This window comes from Shewanella sp. SR1 (assembly GCF_020447145.1).
Classification (GTDB): Bacteria; Pseudomonadota; Gammaproteobacteria; order Enterobacterales; family Shewanellaceae; genus Shewanella; species Shewanella baltica.
The window spans coordinates 13,062-32,470 of record NZ_JAJAEF010000013.1; the positions used below are offsets into that span (position 1 = coordinate 13,062).

The 19,409-nt window shown below is 46.2% G+C and carries 16 protein-coding genes; 6 read left to right on the top strand and 10 right to left on the bottom strand.

The window, feature by feature from the left end; genetic code table 11:
* Positions 1-33: 33 nt before the first annotated feature.
* From torD to torE, 4 genes are all read right to left on the bottom strand, one after another.
* Complete coding sequence (torD, locus tag KV201_RS13330; RefSeq protein WP_226059608.1) at positions 34-648, bottom strand: molecular chaperone TorD; 615 nt, start codon at positions 646-648, stop codon at positions 34-36.
* 90 nt (positions 649-738) lie between these two features.
* Entirely contained in the window at positions 739-3,228 is a 2,490-nt protein-coding gene (gene torA, locus KV201_RS13335) for a trimethylamine-N-oxide reductase TorA (protein ID WP_226059609.1), read from the bottom strand.
* Positions 3,229-3,243: 15 nt separating this feature from the next.
* Positions 3,244-4,422, bottom strand: a complete 1,179-nt coding sequence (gene torC / locus KV201_RS13340) for a pentaheme c-type cytochrome TorC (protein WP_006086919.1) — start codon at positions 4,420-4,422, stop codon at positions 3,244-3,246.
* A gap of 43 nt (positions 4,423-4,465) precedes the next feature.
* Positions 4,466-4,642 (bottom strand): trimethylamine N-oxide reductase system protein TorE, encoded by a 177-nt coding sequence (torE, locus tag KV201_RS13345; protein ID WP_226059610.1) that lies wholly within the window; start codon positions 4,640-4,642, stop codon positions 4,466-4,468.
* 525 nt (positions 4,643-5,167) lie between these two features.
* Here torE and KV201_RS13350 point away from each other — a divergent pair.
* Complete coding sequence (locus tag KV201_RS13350; RefSeq protein ID WP_006082687.1) at positions 5,168-6,520, top strand: NCS2 family permease; 1,353 nt, start codon at positions 5,168-5,170, stop codon at positions 6,518-6,520.
* Between the two features lie 62 nt (positions 6,521-6,582).
* Here the strand turns inward: KV201_RS13350 and KV201_RS13355 are convergent, their stop codons facing one another.
* The 3 genes from KV201_RS13355 to KV201_RS13365 form a co-directional block, all read right to left on the bottom strand.
* The gene (locus KV201_RS13355) at positions 6,583-7,014 is read right to left on the bottom strand and encodes a CBS domain-containing protein (protein ID WP_071938385.1); all 432 of its coding nucleotides are present in this window, start codon (positions 7,012-7,014) and stop codon (positions 6,583-6,585) included.
* 115 nt (positions 7,015-7,129) lie between these two features.
* Positions 7,130-9,031, bottom strand: coding sequence for a lysophospholipid acyltransferase family protein (locus KV201_RS13360; RefSeq protein WP_226059611.1), 1,902 nt, complete (start codon positions 9,029-9,031; stop codon positions 7,130-7,132).
* 4 nt (positions 9,032-9,035) lie between these two features.
* A complete protein-coding gene (locus tag KV201_RS13365) occupies positions 9,036-10,160 on the bottom strand; it encodes a UDP-2,3-diacylglucosamine diphosphatase (protein WP_226059612.1) in 1,125 nt (374 codons plus the stop codon).
* Between the two features lie 508 nt (positions 10,161-10,668).
* Between KV201_RS13365 and KV201_RS13370 the strand changes: the two genes are divergently transcribed.
* From KV201_RS13370 to KV201_RS13380, 3 genes are all read left to right on the top strand, one after another.
* Positions 10,669-11,577, top strand: a complete 909-nt coding sequence (locus KV201_RS13370) for a DUF4238 domain-containing protein (RefSeq protein ID WP_071938382.1) — start codon at positions 10,669-10,671, stop codon at positions 11,575-11,577.
* 241 nt (positions 11,578-11,818) lie between these two features.
* Positions 11,819-12,640 (top strand): DUF2971 domain-containing protein, encoded by an 822-nt coding sequence (locus tag KV201_RS13375; RefSeq protein ID WP_226059613.1) that lies wholly within the window; start codon positions 11,819-11,821, stop codon positions 12,638-12,640.
* Positions 12,641-12,719: 79 nt separating this feature from the next.
* A complete protein-coding gene (locus tag KV201_RS13380; RefSeq protein WP_140393426.1) occupies positions 12,720-13,274 on the top strand; it encodes a hypothetical protein in 555 nt (184 codons plus the stop codon).
* A 531-nt stretch (positions 13,275-13,805) separates the two neighbouring features.
* On the opposite strand, the gene KV201_RS13385 is transcribed toward KV201_RS13380, so the two are convergent.
* Positions 13,806-15,164 carry a YjiH family protein gene (locus KV201_RS13385; RefSeq protein WP_226059614.1) on the bottom strand — a complete coding sequence of 453 codons (1,359 nt, stop codon included), beginning with the start codon at positions 15,162-15,164 and terminating at the stop codon, positions 13,806-13,808.
* 693 nt (positions 15,165-15,857) lie between these two features.
* On the opposite strand from KV201_RS13385, the gene KV201_RS13390 reads away from it, so the two are divergent.
* Positions 15,858-16,571, top strand: coding sequence for a hypothetical protein (locus KV201_RS13390; RefSeq protein WP_226059615.1), 714 nt, complete (start codon positions 15,858-15,860; stop codon positions 16,569-16,571).
* 170 nt (positions 16,572-16,741) lie between these two features.
* On the opposite strand, the gene KV201_RS13395 is transcribed toward KV201_RS13390, so the two are convergent.
* Together KV201_RS13395 and KV201_RS13400 are read right to left on the bottom strand one after the other, a co-directional pair.
* Positions 16,742-17,635 carry a U32 family peptidase gene (locus KV201_RS13395; RefSeq protein WP_226059616.1) on the bottom strand — a complete coding sequence of 298 codons (894 nt, stop codon included), beginning with the start codon at positions 17,633-17,635 and terminating at the stop codon, positions 16,742-16,744.
* A 41-nt stretch (positions 17,636-17,676) separates the two neighbouring features.
* A complete protein-coding gene (locus KV201_RS13400; RefSeq protein ID WP_226059617.1) occupies positions 17,677-18,687 on the bottom strand; it encodes a peptidase U32 family protein in 1,011 nt (336 codons plus the stop codon).
* Between the two features lie 137 nt (positions 18,688-18,824).
* On the opposite strand from KV201_RS13400, the gene KV201_RS13405 reads away from it, so the two are divergent.
* A complete protein-coding gene (locus tag KV201_RS13405; protein ID WP_006086907.1) occupies positions 18,825-19,358 on the top strand; it encodes an SCP2 domain-containing protein in 534 nt (177 codons plus the stop codon).
* The last annotated feature ends 51 nt before the right edge of the window (positions 19,359-19,409 follow it).

A 19,409-nucleotide genomic window follows, 5' to 3' on the forward strand; every position in this document is an offset into this window, starting at 1 on the left:
TAAGTCGCTCTAGAACGTTTAGCTAATTATCGCCTAAGCGGGTTCAAGCTGTGCGATATCTTGCTTCACCCACGCTAAGGTGAGTGTGGCAACGGCACTATAAAAACCGTTTTTGTCGCATTGAGTGAGTTGGTTAATAAATTTTGCTAACCAAGAGTCGATGCAGGTTTGCAAAAAGCTTAATTGGACACTGTCTTCACTGTGACAACATAAGTGCGCCATATAGGCGAGCATCACGGCCAAATGGTCGGCGGGCTCTGGGAAATGACTCTGCACCTGCAGTTTGCTCTGGTGTAAAAATTCACTCATCTGCTGATGTTGCTGACCAAATAGCAGAGGTTCATCTTCACCGCTTAAATACAGGCTAGCGTAGGGTGAAGCGCTGTGTTTGGTGCCAACGAGAAATAAGCTGCAGTAATCCGCCGCGAGTTCGAGTAACGTCTCATCATCTTTTATCCCATTGAGCGTGCTGCGAATGTTGTCCACTGACTGAGTGAAATTAGCCTCTAGGCTAAGCTGTTCCCAGAATTGCTGCGCCGCTTCGCTGGTGAGTTCTTTAAGTCTTTGCTCGTCAACTTCGCGGGCGAACAGTGATGATAACAGCTGATAAACCAAGGCTCTGGCGTGGTTGATATCGACTTGACTCATTGTATATTCCTCAACACGCCCTAGTTTTGGCGCTAAGATTGGATGCTGAGACGCGCCGCGTTCGGCGCATCCAGCGTTTCGGTTCTAAAGTTAGATTTCGACTTCGATAGGGCCATCGAAGGAGCTGACCTTAGGCACTTTGCCTTGGTATTTTTCAAACTCGACTAAGCAAGTATAGGCTGAGCAAGCTTGGGCAAGTTTAGAGGTGCCTATGTCTAAAGTGAGGGTGTTAGGATCGCCATAACTACACAGGGCGCCGATTTCAGAACCACCTTCAGTGCTACCATCTTTACCTACTGGCCCATACCATGCGCCTTCGTGAATCCGCACAATACCAGTAGGGAAGTTGTCCGATACCACTGCACCTGCCAACAGTTGGCCACGGTCGTTAAAGACTCGCACTATATCGCCATCTTTGATGCCGCGCGCTTTTGCGTCGACAGGGCTGATATACACAGGCTCACGGCCATTGACTGCGTAGGTCTCGCGGTATTCTCGCGACTCACACATTTGCGAGTGTAAGCGCTTGTCTGGGTGGCATGACTGCAACCAAATCGGATGCTTGTCAGAGCCTGGGCCGCCATGGCTACGCTCGGTTTTCTCCATCCACGTTGGGTGACCTTTACAGTCATCGTAACCGAATTGATCAATCTTACGGCTAAAGATTTCAATCAAACCTGAAGGCGTGCCTAGTGGATTGATTTCAGGATCGTTTCTAAAGTCTGCATGGCGCGTCCAGACTTCACCGTCACCAAAATGCACATAACCTTGTTTCCAGAAAGTCGCAAAGTCAGGCATCTCAAACTTGCCCGCGTTGGCGGCTTTACATTCGTTATAGAGGGTTTCTAACCACTCCATTTCGCCCATGTTACGGGTGTATTCTTTCTCTTTGCCGAGTACGGCGGCAAAGCGAGTGAAAATTTCAAAATCCGACAAGCTATCAAACAGTGGCTCAACCATTTTCTGCATGGCTAAAATACCGCGGTTAGCATAGGCGCCGTACACGTCGATATCGTTGCGCTCATAGGTAGTACAAGCGGGCAGTACGATATCCGAGAAGCGGCAAGTTGCCGTCCAGTTCACATCGACAGTGACCACACACTCAAGCTTATGGAAGGCTTGCTTCATACGGTTTCTGTCTTGGTGATGGTTCCAAGGGTTATTACCCGAGAAAATCATCATCTTGATGTCGGGATAAACCACTTTCGAGCCGTTAGCATCAATGGTTTTGCCGGGTTCGAGAATCGCATCAATCCAGCGGGCAACCGGAATCGTGCTGCTCGCGCCCTTGAAGTCTGAGCTATCAAAGAGTGGCTTTTGATTTTCGTCCAAGTTACGGGGGAAGGCACCTGGCGCAGCGGCACCCGATGAAGGCACGCCGATACTCGAGTAGTGGTGACCATAACTGATGCCACCACCGGGTAGACCGATTTGGCCGATCATGGTCGCCAGTACCGCCGCCATCCAATAGGGTTGTTCGCCGTGTTGCTGGCGCTGGATACACCAACCCATCATGAATTGAGTGCGACCCTTCACTAAGGTTTTAGCCAAGTCGCGGATAACATGGGCTTCAACACCACAGATAGGCGCGGCCCACTCTGGGGTTTTGGCGACGCCATCTTTAGTGCCCATCACATAGGGCACGAATTCTTCAAAGCCTAGGCTGTAGCCTTGGATAAATTTATCGTCGTAAAGTTTTTGGCTAATCATCTCGTGGGCGATGGCCAGCATTAAAGTCACGTCTGTCTGTGGGTTAACGTAGAGTTGCTCACAGCCTAAATAGGCTTGGGTCTTAGTCACCACAGGGTCGATACTGATAACGCGGATCTTGCCTTGCTTCACTTTCTCTTTTAACTGCGCAAGATAAGCAAAAGATTCATGGGTTTCCGCATTCCAACCCACTTGCAGGTTCTTGTACGGATCGTTCGACCACAGCACGATAGTGTCGCTGTGTTCTAAGATCAGCGGCCATGAAGTGCCTTGGGCATACACTTCGGTTGAACCTAACACATAGGGCAGAATCGTTTGGCCTGCACCTGTGGAGTAGTCGCCGATTTTCTTCACATAGTTGCCGTGCATCCCCACAGCGCGTTGCATATGACTCGTGCTGGAATGCAGTTGACCCGTGGCGCGCCAACCGGTTTGACCCGCATGCAGACCTGATGGACCGTATTGGGTTTGGACTTCATCTAATGAATGCTTAAACAGTGTTAATGCCTTGTCCCACGTTACACGAACAAAGCGGAAATCACCCCGTTGATGGGTATTACTCTTATGACCTTTGAGTAAAAAATCTAAGCGCACCATAGGGTAACGTACACGCGATGGATTGTAGACCATGCCGCGGATGCCGTTAATCATATCCGTTGGATACTTATCTAAGTCGAAGGGTTTCACTTCGGCAATGACGCCGTTTTTACGCTTCATTTTAAAGGCGCCGAAGTGTGAACCTGTGGTTAGCCATTCGTCTTCATTGATGCCCGCTTTGGCTAAGGCATTTAAGGGCGCTAACACTGAGCTGCCACCTAAGACAACGAAAGAGGATGAGGCGATACCCTTTAAAAAGTCTCTTCTGTTCATGGTATTACTCCCGAATTAGTGCTCTTTTTTCACAAAAGTTGACGAATGTTCCTGCAGATATTTCTGCACTAGCGCTTGGGTGTCTTGGTCCATATTCACGAAGGCCAACATGCCTTGGAACATTCCCGGCCAAGTATTGGCGTCAAAGTGCGCCTCATCGGGTTGGGTATGGCAAACACTGCAGCTGGAGCGGAAGGTATCGCGGGCATAACCCCAAAGTGGTTGCAGCTCGGTCAGCAGATAATCCTTATCGGTCCAGATTTGCGCTTCGATACGCTGCCATTTAAGGCCTGTCATAGGATCTTCTTTTTCTTCAAAGGTTTGGATAACACCTTCGGTTTCGGCTGCGTCTTTGGTTAACTGTGCCGACAGAATGTTCACGCCAAAGTCCATGTAGATCACGCGGCCAGCACCAATCTTTTTACGCCAGCCATCGATGCCGATTTTGATGCGTTTGCCTTGGGTTTCGAGCACTTTGACTTTCGTTGCTACGTTGAGCGTGCCTGCTTCCACATCGCCTTTATCAGTGAAGAATAAGGGTTTAGTCAGGGCGCTATAGTAAGTTTGATTCGTTTCAACTGAGCTAACACCCGATCCGACTTCTGCAATCAGTTCTGGTGCGCGGGCAGTGCCCATTTCCGGTAAATGGTGAGCAATACCTTTATGGCAATCGATACAGCTTTGGTCGATTTCTGCGGCGCGTTTCATCTGTTTTTGTGCCAGCGGTGACATGGCTTCCCATTTCATCGAGTTGTAGTTGTGGCAGTTTTTGCAGGCTAAGGAGTTGTCGCGGTCGAAACGTTTCCATTCACGGCTCGCCATTTCTAAGCGTTTGGCTTCGAATTTTTCAGGGGTGTTGACTGTGTTAAATAACCAGCCCCAGACGTCGTGGGAGGCTTCCATCTTACGGGCGATTTTACGGCTCCAGTTATGGGGCACGTGGCAATCGGGGCAGGTGGCGCGAACGCCAGAGTGATTCGACCAATGCACAGTTTCCTGCAGCTCTTGGTAGGGTTTGCTTTCCATACTGTGGCAACTAATACAAAAAGCTTCGGTATTGGTGGCTTCGAGTGCAGTATTAAATCCGCCCCAGAAGATGATACCCATGATAAAAGCGCTGATGCTGACGGCGCCTAAGGTCAGCGCTTTGGTGGGTTTGTTCAGTGTGCGCCAGAGGTTGGTTAACCACTTCATAATCGCGTCCTCAAAAAGTAACTATATGTTAAATAGATATAAATTAGTGGCCGACAACGCCGCCGAAGGCTTGGAACATCCAAATGATGAAGCCGTAAATACTGATCCCTGCGATAGTGAGTGCGGGGAAGAGTAAAAAGATGATGAACCCGAGCGCTTTTAATTCATTTTTGCGCGTGGATTTCTCTGATGTAGGTGTTTGTATGTTTGGCTTTGTCATTGGGGTCGACTCCGATCGAAAGCGATTTTTGATAGGAGCACTATAGAGGGGAGATATGAATGGACTTGCTTGCTGTGATGAATGGGGTTTGACAATATATGAAAGATTATGAAAACTTTTTAAGGGCGTAAGCTTAGCGCTGCTCTGGCAGACTTTGGTGGTGATTAATGTGAGTTCAATGGGCAGTTATTGCCGAGGGTGAGGCGGTTTTTTGAACAACTGATTTCGGCTTTTGCCGCTAATTTTTTATCGAAGTGCAGGCGATGTCTTAGCTATCTTTGGGAGATTCCAGTATCATCCGCGGCCAACAACGGCTGCGTCTACATGATTAATGGCTTTTTAATCATCGCGAAGCATCACTGCTTGCAGATCATGGATTTTTCCCACAGTAGGAAAATGATGTGGATCTCTCACCCAAGTCTGATGGATTTGGGGCTCTAATCTGCCGCAGCCAGCGTCGCCAATTGCGTTTTAGGGTAATTGGTACCGACCCCATTTTAAGAGATCACAAGGTATAACAACATTATGTCTGAGCAATTGAGTTCAACAGCCGTACCCTCTGGTTCGTTTCTGGACCGTTATTTTTCTATTCAACAACGTGGCAGCACAGTTCGCCAAGAAGTGATTGCGGGATTGACGACTTTCCTCGCTATGGTCTACTCAGTGATTGTGGTGCCAAACATGTTAGGCCAAGCGGGATTTGATCCTGGTGCCGTGTTTATCGCCACCTGTTTAATTGCTTCATTTGGTTCTTTGCTCATGGGTTTATGGGCAAATTTACCTATGGCGATTGGCTGCGCGATTTCGCTCACCGCCTTTACCGCCTTTAGCTTAGTGCTCGGTCAGGGCATGTCGATTCCGGTTACCTTAGGTGCGATTTTCCTAATGGGCGTGACTTTCACGCTTGTGAGCGTGACGGGTATTCGTCAGTGGGTGCTGGCTAATTTACCTAAGGGCATTGCCCACGGTACTGGCATAGGTATCGGCTTGTTTTTACTCTTGATTGCGACTAACAGCGTGCAATTGATTGTGGCCAATAGCGCAGGCTTACCGGTGAAGTTGGGCGACATTAATAGCCTACCTGTTATTGCTACTATTCTAGGTTTAGCGGCAACTATTGGTTTAGAGCGCCGTGGTGTACCTGGCGGTATTCTGTTGGTGATTATCGCGTTATCGGTATTTGGTTTAGTGTTCGATCCGAGCGTGAAATACCAAGGTTTGTTTGCCTTGCCTGATTTAACCTCAGAGCATTCACTGATTGGTCAGCTCGATATCATGGGCGCCTTTAATCCTGTGGTATTGCCTATCGTATTAGCGTTAGTGATGACGGCGATTTTCGATGCGACCGGCACCATCCGTGCTGTGGCTGGCCAAGCGAATTTGCTCGATAAAGACGACAATATTGTCGGCGGCGGCAAAGCCTTAACCTCAGACTCGGTCAGCAGCATGGTGGCGGGTTTAGTGGGCGGCGCACCAGCGGCTGTGTATATCGAGTCGGCGGCGGGTACTGCGGCGGGCGGTAAGACAGGTTTAACTGCGACGATCGTGGGCGTACTGTTTCTATTGATGATGTTTTTAGCGCCATTAAGCTATTTAGTGCCAGCCTATGCGACAGCACCTGCTTTGATGTACGTGGGTTTGTTGATGCTGAGTAACGTAGCAAAACTTGATTTTGACGATAAAGTCGATGCCATGGCAGGCTTAACCTGCGCTGTGTTTATCATCTTAAGTTGTAATATCGTCACAGGTATTATGCTGGGCTTTGTGACCCTAGTTGTCGGCCGTATCTGTAGTGGTGAATGGCGCAAACTGAAAGTAGGCGTGCTCGCCATTACCTTAGGTTTAGTGGTGTTCTATATGGGTGGTTGGGCGATTTAAGCTAGGCAAGCTGAGTGATTTGAACTGAGTTATTGTAAACAAAAGCGAGTGCAGTCTTAGGATTAGCACTCGCTTTGATTTTGTGCCCGGTATTCACAATAGGCCCGCAGTAAGTCTTTCCAAGTGACAATCCCAACCAATTTACCGTCTTCTAACACCGGCAAACAGCCTATATCATTGTCTAACAAGATGCGGGTTGCTGTATCTAAATTGATGTGAGGCGCAACGGTAACCGGATTACGGGTCATCACTTGATGCACACGTTTTTGCAGGGTTTCTAAGTCTCTTGCTGTTTCGGCGCTACTGCCCAAGTTCGGGCTAATCGCGCGCAATAGATCCCGCTCCGATAACACGCCTTCAAGTTGATACTCATCGACGACCAACAAGTGATGAAAGTTCGCTTGGTCGAAGATTTCCTTCGCCACAGTCAATCGGTCGTCCATTTCAACCGTGACGACTCGGGTACTCATAATATCGGCGATAATGATCGGCATGATGATCCCCTGTTAAGCTTGTGCATCCTAGGATGCACTCTGTTAATGCGCTGCATTACAGTTACTTATAACAGAGTGGTGCATGTTTAGCCAACACCCATTACAAAGTTTTAACTCAAAGATCTTGGACCTCTGGCTCATCATCCGCTGTGATTGGCATCCGCTCCGATTCGGGCAAGTGCGCGCCTATGTAGCGTTGATACTTTTTGCTTTTCAGTTTGTGGGTGTCCACCAGCACTAAGCCATCGATACAATCGCCAAAGTCGGCATCGATACCAAAGGCGAGAAACTTAACCCCATCAGCCTTACACAGCTCACCATATTGCTTGTAGAGCGTCGGCACGGCGGCGCCCATACTCGCGAGCACTTGTTTGAGTTGCTTGAAGTTGCTCTGATAATCCTCGGAGAAATACAAATCATCTAACTTGGCTTTTTGGGATTTGGATAAACCAAAGGGCGACATGGAAACCGCCATCTGCTGCGCAGGCGCAAATTCCCGCGAGTAAAAGTGCACGAGCATTTCTCTGGCGCTGCCGGGCAGTTGATTGCTGATAGACACTGGGCCAAATAGGTAACGGTATTCAGGGTGTTTGGCGAGATAAGCGCCTATGCCAAACCACAGATAATCTAAGCTGCGTTTGCCCCAATATTTAGGCTGCACAAAACTACGGCCAAGTTCTAAGCCTTGCTTCACGAAGGGCATAAAGCTGTCGGCGTATTGAAACAGCGATTGGCTGTAGAGGGCGTTTTCGCCGTATTTTTCTAAGACTTTGTCGCCACTGGCAAAACGGTAGGCACCGACAATTTCAAATTGCTCTTTATCCCACAGCACTAAGTGCTGGTAGTAGGAATCGTATTTGTCGATATCGCGGCGTTTGCCCGACCCCTCACCCACGGCGCGAAAGGCTATTTCCCTCAGGCGACCAATTTCCCGCATGATAGGATTGCTGTCGTGGTGCTGGTATAGATAAATCAACTTGTTATCTTGCGTTTCCCCTAGCAGTTCGCATTGCTGCAGCGCCGCTTGCAGTTCGCGGCGCGATTCAGGGTGGGCGATAGCACTTTGGGTGATAAACAGCGGATCTTTATCTTTGCCGATACGATACAAGTGATTTTTAAGTAGTTTTATCTTGGTCTTGAGTGGAAAGTCCATCGAGCGCACGGCTTCATTGGGAATAAGCTCGCCAATGCGGATCGGCATATTGCGTTTGGCCTGCTTGAACATTTCCTTCACCAACAGCAGTGTGGCGAGTGGCTTGTAAATCATAGATGCGCCGTAGAAGGTCGCAGAGTTTTTGGCATCTAGAAATATCGGCAGTAAGGGCGCATTACAGGAAATCGCCATCTTTAAAAAGCCAGAGTGCCACTGGGTATCACGCACGCCGTTAGGGCGAAGGCGCGAAACTTCGCCCGACGGGAAAATCAGCACAGCGCCTTCGTTACGCAGGTGCTGGTGGATTTTTTCTAAATGCTGTTTCGGTGTGCCGCCCGTCATATTGCGCACTGGCAGTAAGATTGAGTGCAACGGTTCCAGTGCCATCAAGAGTTCGTTGGCTACGACTTTGATATCAGGGCGAATTTCACTGATCAGTTTGATCAACGCTAAGCCATCGAGCGAACCTATGGGATGGTTGGCGAAGATCACCACTCGGCCTTCACAGGGAATGTTTGCTATCTCGTTGGCGGGCACGGTAAAGCTAAAGTCGAAGCTCGCCAGCACTTGCTCGACAAAGTCCACCCCCTGTAAATAGGCATATTGATTGGCGATATCATTGCATTGTTTTTCATTGAGCAGGTAACGCAGCATGGCCTTGGCGGGTTTAGCGAGCCAAGGTTTGTCGTTGATCGACGGCAGATTTTGTTCAACCATATTATCAACGGTAAAAATCATGCTCTTCGCCTTAAGCGCAGGTGGCTGCACGGCATGGTTATTATGGTTAAGGTTGCTGTTTAGCGTCTGGTCATTGTGTTCCATAGCGTTATCTGATTGATGAGTCATGTTATTTAGTTGATTCATAGTGTTAGGCAACATCCCTTGGGCGAGTTTCGCTGGTATTTGTGTTTGGCATTGGCTGCGCTGCCGTTTTTTGTTGTTGGTTTTTGTGCGTCTCAGGCGGCTGTTGCACTAACGCTATGCTGCTGAGAATATCGAGATTGAGTGTCTGTTCATTCCAGCGACAAAGCTGTAATTCACCGCTTAAGGTTTCTGTGATTAAGCTGCAGTTTTCAACCCAGTCACCGTCGTTGGCGTAGATGATTTTCCGCTGCTCAGGTGTACTTTGGGGCGTGCAGTATTGTGCTGCTCTGGGGTGAGTCGAGAGTTCTGGCTGATGGATATGGCCGCAGATCACGCCATCAACATCGAAATGCTGGGCATAGTTGAGCACCGCTTGGCGATAATGTCCGATAGCGGCTTGAGCCTTACCCACTTTGGATTTGATGTAACTTGCCAGTGACCAATAGGGATAACCTAAGCGTTCCCTCAGGCTGTGGAGATTGCGATTAAGGAACAGCAATAAGTCATATAAATGGTCGCCCAATATGGCGTAGAAACGGCCGACACACACATCGGCATCAAACTGATCCCCGTGGAGCATCAACAATTTATGGCCGCCAATCCCGTGGTGAATATGTTGGCGGGCTATTTTGATATTCCACAGGCTTAGCTCGGCATAGGGTTTGATCAGCTCGTCGTGGTTGCCCGGCAGATAAATCACTTGGGTGCCGTTTTGTGCCAGTTCAATGAATTTTTGTAGCACCTTATTGTGGCTATCAGGCCAATGCAGCTTACGTTTCAGCGCCCATAAATCGACTATGTCACCGACCAGATACAAGTGCTGACAACGCACGGTTTCAAGCAAACTGAGCAGGTAGTCGGCCTTGCAATCTTTACAGCCTAAATGGATATCCGATAGCCAGAGGGCGTTAACTGTGATGCTTGGTGTATGGGGTGATGCCGTCTGGTCTGAAGTTAATGCGGATGGGGTAAAAGAAGCTGAATTGAATCGATTTGAGGGTGTTGGTGCAGATGTCGGAACTGATGTAGGTGATTGCGTCGAGCGGTTAAAGATAGGAGGTGAAAGGCTGGGGTCATTTATCTGTCCCTGCGCTGTTGTTTCAAATTCCTTGAAATTAAATCCTGTCATCTCGTATTCACCCTATTAGGCTGTTAACGAATATGAGCTTAGTGAGGGGCTTTGACTGAATGATGAAGTTTAGATTACATGCAGATGACAAAAGGTTGATTAGCCTAGACTGAACCTGTCAAGATTCACATTAGGATGCAATTAGAACCGACAGGTTGATTTAACTTACTTCTGCCCCAAAGCAAGATAACTTTGTTGTCAGTTTGCAGCATGAATTGTCATTGTTTCCCCTGTGACACGCCGCCCTTGCATTTAACAAGAAGCGTCCCTGAGGGCTCGACGACGGCATTCATGCCGCCAACGGTCACAGTTGCAACAATGCCAATCTTAATTAACACTTCTGCTGTTCGTTTAGCTAAAAAGCTATTGCCCCAAAACTAGTTACAAGCCATTGCTAATTGCATAAGCATACCTAATGATTGGTAATAGAGTTAAAGCTTATTCATACTGATATAGTGATCATGAAAAGTGTTTTATCACAGTCAAGGTTAATTTCAGAGATAATGAAGTGTCTAAAAATAAGCCGCTATCGCATTATGTACCTAAGTTTAGTAGTAAGTATTGGGCTGACGATTCACAGTTTGTGTCTTACTTATTTTGTGAGCACACTTCATCTGTTAAAAAAACGTCAAAAGGTAGGAAACAATGGGGGCGCAAGCGTGGATTATATTCATGGGATATTGAAAATTCTTTAGATAGAGATCTAGAAACGAAAGTAGCTCCTGTTTACGAAAAGCTTGTCGCTATAAGTGAGCTGGATGAAAATGAAAGACTTTTATGGGCTCAGTTTTTACTTTCTCAGTTAGTTCGCACTCCTTCGTACATGAAATATGAAAGGAAAATAAGGGATATACACAATACGACCACCGTTCCTCAGCATGACAGAGTAGGCTGTCAACAGTGCGGGGACCTTGCATTTGTTGCTAATAGAGATTGGTGTTTAATTCTTGCTCATAAAGATGATTACTTTGTACGAACTGACAACCCTGTGCTCCAATCAGGTTTTATTGAGCGTCCAGAAAGTTGTTTGTTTTACCCATTGAGCCCTCGATTATGTTTTGTGGCATGCTCTATGCCAAATGGTTGGAATGCTTTCACACACAACCCCAATGTCACCATAGGCTATGAGGCCAATAAAGGGTGGGCTCACTTTATTAATTACCAGTTGGCAAAATGTGCTGGTGAGTCATTAATAATCAGCCCTGATCATGATAGTGAAATCGCAGATAGAATGTTTAATGATATTTTGGGGAGTTATCCTCAACCACCATTTTCTTTGCACATTTTAAGTGATATATCTGATTTAGATACCGCATATGACAGTATCCGCAGAATTATGAGTATTACTGACGATTATAAATATCCAGAATGGAATGATTGTGAATTTGAACCATTTTATCAACGACATCAAGAGTAGCTTATCAACAATATATTAGGTCTAATTTTGATGTTGTTTTTTTTCGACATCAGCACAAATCTGATAGGAATGCTTTTTGCAATTAGCATTCAAATAGTTAGCGCCCTAAAACGAGTTAGCAGCGTGAATCTAGATAAACACTGGCACACCATGATTGACCCGATTTTAATAATGCTACAAAGTAGCTATTGTACGGTAGTGATGCACCCTAATTGGCGTTATGTGAAAAGGCAAAATCGGCATGTTGTTTAAGTATCTCCCAATTGACAGAATTGATGTTTTAGAAAATCTTAAGATCAGATTTTCTCCGCTTATGTCGCTTAATGATCCATTTGAATGTCAGCCATTGATCGATATGAAGAATGAAAGAGATATGTTATTACAGCAAATGCTCTTTGATCTCAATGAGCTTTGGGAAAACACAGCTATCGAAGATAAGACCGAAGAAAATAGAAAGATTCTAGAAAAAACGAAAGCCGAGCTAATAGCTAATGTTCAAAAGAAAACCCATTCCTTCATCGTAGGACAAGAATTAATTGCTAATTTGAGTGACAATCTTGGAGTTCTTTCTCTATCAAGGACGGAAGACAACTTGTTGATGTGGTCACATTATGCTGACGAAGGGCAAGGGTTGGTGATTGGCTTTGATGAAGAGCACGAATTTTTTAAGCAAGAAAGCTTGGCTGGACAACCTACAAGGCCAATTCCGGTAGTTTATACCAACAAGAGAAGCAAGGTTGTACCTGGTGAAGAAAGGTATTACGAGAAATTGTTATGTGAAAAACCGCGCGACTGGGCTTACGAGGAAGAGGAGCGATTGTTCAGGGCGTTCTTAAGCAAGGAAGGTTGTCTGGGTAAAGATGCTTACGGTGCGGATGTCATATTAACTGATTTACCTAAAAACGCGATCAAAGCGGTATATCTTGGCTACTATACTACTGAAGATACAAAGAAAAGAGTCATATCAGCTATAAGATCCAACGAAATATCATGCAATATATTTCAGGCTAGTGTGTCATTGGATGAGTACAAAATTGAATTCAGAGATCACGTTTCAACATAATTTGCCCCAAAGATTGTTTTGAACACATGATCAAGAACTTTCAGCTACAGAGCATTGACCAAACTTTAGTTGATAGAAAGTGCCCAGTATTGTTATTGAATCAGAGCAAATTCCCATGCTTTTAAAAAAGATGTTACTTGCAGCGTTTATCTTAGTTTCAGGATTTGTAGGCCTCCTGATCGGTTTATTTTACTCTTCTTCGACTATTGATATCTGGTTCAATAGAGCACAGGTAATAACGTCGGTACTTGCTTCGATTGCGACTGTTCTTGGGGTTGTGTTGGCGTATCGCGCTCTTGACGCATGGAAGTCCCAGTTAAGAGGAAGCCACATTTATAACCTATCCTCAGAACTTCAAGACGCGTTGCTAACCACATTAACCATCGCTTTCAACAAAGATACACCGATCATTGGTAACCAAAAATTCGGTGAAACAGGATTTAGAATAACCAGACTGAGTCTTGAGTTAAAGTTAAAAAAATTTGAGCCTGAGATATTAACTAAAATATCCGATGTTCAATCAATGATTGAAAAAGATGTAAGGGATAGCAATGTCATTTCCGACAACACCATGTCAACACTCCTCACCATTATAAATGAACTAGAGCGAAATCTTAATCATCAGTTTAAATAACAGACAGTAAAGAAAAGTAAGAAAAAAGTAGCATCCTTAAGTTCATCACTACTCACGATTCAGTTCTTTGGATTATTTTTATTTATCCTAAATGAAGATTATCCCGCAAAAACTTAGCTCGTTTTTGTCCAAAAACGTGCTGTTTATTTCTTTAAAACTTACTGACTACGCCAATGCTAGAAAGGTGAGCCATGGTGATTAGCGAGACGACCGTCCGCCCCATGGACGGGGCGGTCGAGCATCCAAGGACGGACTTGCTGCGTGTCGGTGAGCGAATGCCATGGCTCATCATAAGCCAGCACTTAAAGAATTAAATGACCAAGTTTGATCCTTCAGCAGTGCTATCCAGAAATTCTTAAAGTACTTCTGTACCAAAGTGAGTTGTGTGGTGTCGAGTGGTGTCGAGTGGAGATTGTACGATTTAGTCACTCGATATAATCAAAACTGTCAGTTCGTGTATGAGTTACTACAAAAAAGGGGAGTCAGTTAACCTGACTCCCCTTTTAGCTGAGCTATTGTTGCCGTTAGCTTTTAGAACAATAAATGCGCTACACCCGCGATAACAGGCAGTGTCACTAAGGTACGTAGAATAAACACCACGAAGAGCTCAACAAAGTTCACCGGGATTTTACTGCCGATAAGCAATGCGCCCACTTCACTCATGTAGATCAACTGAGTCACAGACAAGGCCGCGATCACAAAGCGAGTCATATCCGATTCAATTGAGCTGGCCAGAATTGACGGAATAAACATGTCCGCAAAACCCACCACAATCGTTTTAGAGGCTTCAGTGGCTTCGGGGATATGCAGTAATTCGAGTAATGGAATAAACGGCATACCCAGATAGTTAAAGATAGGCGTGTGCTCGGCGATAATCAGCGCCAGCGTACCAATGGCCATTACCACAGGGATAATGCCAAACACCATATCGACAACGTTTTTAACGCCTTCATTCAAAACGGCTTTGATGCCACCGGCACTGGCGGCTTTTTCTAAGGCTTTATCAAAACCCCAAGAGAAAGCGTTGTGACCCGCAGGGATCAACTCATCATCTGGCATGCGTGGGGTATCGTCGATGTAGTTGTCTTTTTTCCACGACAGCGGTGGCAATTTAGGCACAATCACAGCAGCGGCAAAACCGGCGAGACACACAGTCAAATAGAAGGGCACAAACATGTGCTCTAATTTAACCTGTGAGATCACCACTAGGCTGAAGGTAATCGATACCGCCGAGAAGGTTGTGCCGATAACGGCCGCTTCTCTTTGCGTATAAAAACGTGCTTCGTATTGTTTGCTGGTCAGTAAAATACCGACACTGCCATCACCTAACCATGAGGCCATACAATCAATTGCACTGCGACCCGGTAGATTGAACACGGGGCGCATGATTTTGGTTAGCAGTGTGCCAAACAGTTCGAGTAGACCGAAGTTCAGCAGCAGCGGCAACAACATACCTGCAAAGATAAAGACGGAGAACAACACGGGCAGTAAGTCGTTTAAGACTAATGCACCTGTGCTTGAGGAGTTAATGGCCTCTGGGCCTAAGCCTAAATAGGTCAGCACGACAAACACCGCACCTACGATCCGCGTGATCAACCATAAAGGACTGACATTTAATAAGGCATTAAGGAAGTGATTCTGGCTCACAAACTTAGGCTTAAATGCTTTTGACAGCGAAGAGGCCAGCGCCGTAGCCACGATAATCATGGTCACTATGAGGGTTAATACGCCGCTCAATGCGCCTTGCAGTGCTTTAGAGATAATCGCGATTGGAATAGTGATCGCATCGTTGTAGCTGATAGGGGTCATAAATAACAACAGACCGATCAGCGAAGGGACGATAAAGGTGAGTATCGTCTTAATGTTTCGATTTTTATTTTCAGTAGTCAATTTTGTACACCTTAAAGTACGAGTCGTACATGGTAAATTTGAATTAATAGCCGCACGTAACGCGCTGTTGACGCCAATTAAGGTGCATTTAAATTCAACTCAAAAACGAGAATGGGGAAGATTACTCGCTTAGCTTGTCTATGTAAAACGATTCGCTAGTTAGTTTGATATAAGCAGCAAAACAGCATAGTTATTTTACTTAAGTTGTTGGTGATATTAGGTCGATACTTCTGGATGGTTTCAGATAAAAATTATTATAAACATTGTGTTATGGATTGTTGTTTCTGAGGAGTTAATCGCTTGTGTGATGATGTAGTTAAAACGATTGAGATGTTATTTTTGCACGAAAAAACATCAGCAACTTTAGCATTACAGCCCTATTGGTTGGTTTTTTGTGCGATTTAAGCGGACTGTCGTGATAACACTTTCTATACGGCGTGGGTAAGCACACTTTACGAATGCCACTGTGATGCTCAGTCTATTTCGCTGCTCGGCACATTTTTATGCGACAAGCAGTTAAATCTGCTTAGAGATAATAGTGATCTTCCTCAGCATCTTGATGTTTTGGAGGCTGACTAAAAAGTCGCTAATAACGATGAAAGTAAAAATATTATTCATAAAGCGGATACCCGCCGCTTTAAATCTTCTCATTTCCATGTAAGTTAGTATCATTCCTATCCAACTCAAGTATTCATGACTGCAAAAGTAGAGAAGGTTAAGATTAAAGGCGGCTCGACACTGGCCATTAAGTTTGGTTTTCTGGGGATCTTTGGGCTTTTAATCGGTATTGTGATGACTGTTTTAGGATTTGACGACGCCGAATCCCATCGCTTTAATTTTTTAAATCATACCCTAAGCGAATTGGGGACTTATGGCCATTCGTCTTTTGCTGTGATCCTCAACGGGGGATTGTTCTTTGGCAGTTTAAGTCTCGTCTTCTATTGCTTGTCTTCGTTACAGCAAGTGACATCTTTCTGGGGATACCCCTTCTTTATCAGTCTGGCATGCACTTTTCTGGCCTTAGCGAGCGTGGGATTATTTCCGGTGAACGTGTATCACCTGCACGTTTTAGGGCTGAAATGGTTTTTCTATCTGGGAAGCTTAAGTGCAATTTTCTACTTAGCTTTAGTTTTTTTCGGCAAGTCTCATTTTGGTCGCTGGACTGGGTTGTTAGCCCTCATTGTGCTGTGCAGCATGATGACGTTTTTGTATGCGCCGCAATTGGATTTAGGTTTGACCGAAGGCGATAGGCCGTTTTATCAGGAGATGGTATTGCAGCTGCCGCGTCCTAGTTTGTGGTGGCCAGCCCTACTGGAATGGATAGGGCTGGGGAGTCTATTGTGCTGGACCACTGTGCTGCTTTTTAGTCAGTTAAACGCCAGCCAAGAGCGAACCAGCCAAGAGTGAAACTTCACTGGTTAAACTCATTCCTTAAGTTAACGTCGATGTTGGCTTAAATTCAGATTATGGTTCCCGCTCAGATTCCTCGTTAGATTAAGCTCTGGCTCATGTTTAGGCCCAAGCTCAGTCTCATGTTCAGACTCTGGCTCAGACTAAGGATCAGGCTCTGAATCGGGCTAGGGATTGGCATGCACAGCAAGGCCTGCTTCTCCAAACCAATAGCCGTTACACTGGGTTGTCTCTAGGTTCGCGTCGCTGCTAATCGCAAAATGTTGAGCATTTTCAGGCGTGTTAATTGCATCGACCAAGGCATTGGCTGTGGTGATGCAGTCAAAACTACTGGGTGATACCCGAAACACATCCACCCCCATCTTTGCCATTGTCGTTATTTCACTGCGTAAATCTAAACAGCTAGCGGATTGAGTTTGGATCCCATTAAGTCTGAGCAAAGGCTGCTGCTCTTGGGTTTGCGCGACTAGTCCTTTACTGTATTCACGGCACACTGTTTCACAATGATCTTTCGTGAGCTGTTTGTGCCTAGCGGTAAAGCAGCGCGCCGAATGGGCGAGGGGTAAATAGCCGTGGCCGAGCACTTCCACTTCAAAAGACGGCTTTTGTTGGATCACTTGGCTAAGCCAAGCCTTTGAAAGTTCCACTGGCATCACAAACCTTTGCATCCCAAATCGCTGCAAAATGTCTAAACTGGCGCGATTGTAGTTATTGATACTCGCGCCGCAGACGAAGGGCAGCTTGTGCTCGTTGGCGAGATAGACCGCCGCCATATCGTTCGCTTCGACCATAAATTCGCCGTTATCGACTTGGCGTTTAAGCTCAGTGTATTCCGATGGCGCTTCGATTAACGCCAGCGTTGAAATCACGACTTCTTTACCCGCCTGCTTGAGCATTCGTGCCAGCTCCAGATAATCGCCCCATTTGAGTTCGCGTCTGCGACTGCAGACGGCCTCGCCTAAATACACTAAGGGGATTTGACTCGCGGCGACTTGCTGATAAAAATCAGTGACCTGTTGTTTTTGCCAGCAATACAACAGCGGGCCTAGGGAAATATGCATAACTTGTCCTTTGTTAATCTGGCGCTTTGTTCATTAACCTTTTATTGCCAATCACGCTCGTAGGCGCCAAGTGTAGTGATTTGACCCTCGGAAACTTTTGCAAGGGCTTGTTCCCAATGGGGTTGGTTTGGGCTTGTCGAGTACAGTTCTGGGTTATCCAGATAGGTGTCTATGGCTTGACGCCAAACTCTCGTGACTTGCTCAACATAGGCTGGGCTGCGTTGGCGGCCTTCGATTTTTAGCGACACTATGCCTGCTTTGGCGAGTTCGGGTAGTAGGCTTAAAGTATTTAAACTGGTCGGTGATTCGAGCAAATACTGCGGCGAATCTTGATCTTCCGTGATGTAACGGCCTTTACATACCACGGGATAACCCATCTGTTCATCGAGGGCTGATTTATCAATCAATACATCGTTGAGCAGCGTTAATCGGTTCTGTCCTTCCTCCTGCCAGCGCACGTGTTTTGCCGGTGAACAAGAGCCGCCCGTGTTGGGTGATTGACCCGTCACATAGGACGACAGCTGGCAACGACCTTCGGCCATGATGCATAGACTGCCGAAGGCGAACACTTCTAAATCCACTGGGCTGACCTTGGCAAGGTCACGCACTTGTTTCATCGATAACACCCGCGGCAACACGACTCGGGCGATGTTAAAAGCTTCTTTATAAAAGCTGAGCGCACCCAGATTGGTCGCACTGGCCTGCACCGATAAATGCAGCGGTAAGTGTGGATAATGTTTATGGGCATAATCGAGCAAAGAAAGATCGGCAACAATCAACGCATCCATTCCCAGTTTTGCGGCGAGATCGATGGCTTGATACCAACGATGTTCTTCGCCGGGCTTTGGGAAAGTGTTTAAGGTTAAGAAGATTTTCTTGCCGTATTTTTGCGTGAGCTCAGTGGCTTCTTGCAACTTTGCGGGGGTGAAGTTTAATCCTGCAAACGAGCGCGCGTTGGTGTCGTCTTTTAGTCCTAGATACACTGCGTCGGCTCCGGCATGCAATGCCGACTTTAGCGAGGCCAGATTTCCTGCTGGACACAACAGCTCCATAGTGATGCTCCCGATAAAATGATAGCCGCTGAGTGTAGGTAAGATTGAATGGCGATGAATTGATTTAAAACAGGTTTAAGATCATAAAATCCCGATAAACTGGGATATATATGTTTTATTCTTGTAGGGTTCCCGCCATGTCCGCTGTTTTTTCCGCAAAAATCGCTCAACAACTTTTAGAATTCACCCCAAAAGCCATCGGCTTTCCCCTCGCTAAGTTGCCTTTTAGTTTCAAAGCGAAAGCCATCAGCCAATTACTTGGGCTGTTACTCGCCGAACAAGCGGCAGACGATGAACTCGGATTTTTGACTGATAAATGGGTCGCGATTCAAGTGGAAGACTTAAACCTAGCCTTTGAGGTGAGTTTTAATGGCAAGTGGCAAGTCAGAGCGTTAACCGATGCGCAGGTGACCTTTAGTGCCAATTCAGCCGAACTCATACTCGTGGCAGCAGCAAAAGAAGATCCTGATACGCTATTCTTCCAGCGAAAGCTGAGTATTGAAGGCGATACAGAATTAGGGCTCGAAGTGAAAAACCTGCTGCTCAGCATCGAATTTGCCAGTATGCCGACCCCAATTCGCCTCAGCATTGCAAAACTCGCCGCTGTGATTGAGCGTTTACAAATCGAAGCAAAACCAACGGTTATCCTCGCTAAGTCTCCAAGTTATTAATCAAGTGATTAATGCCATTTCGCGAGATTGCCTTCTGAATAAACCACTAAA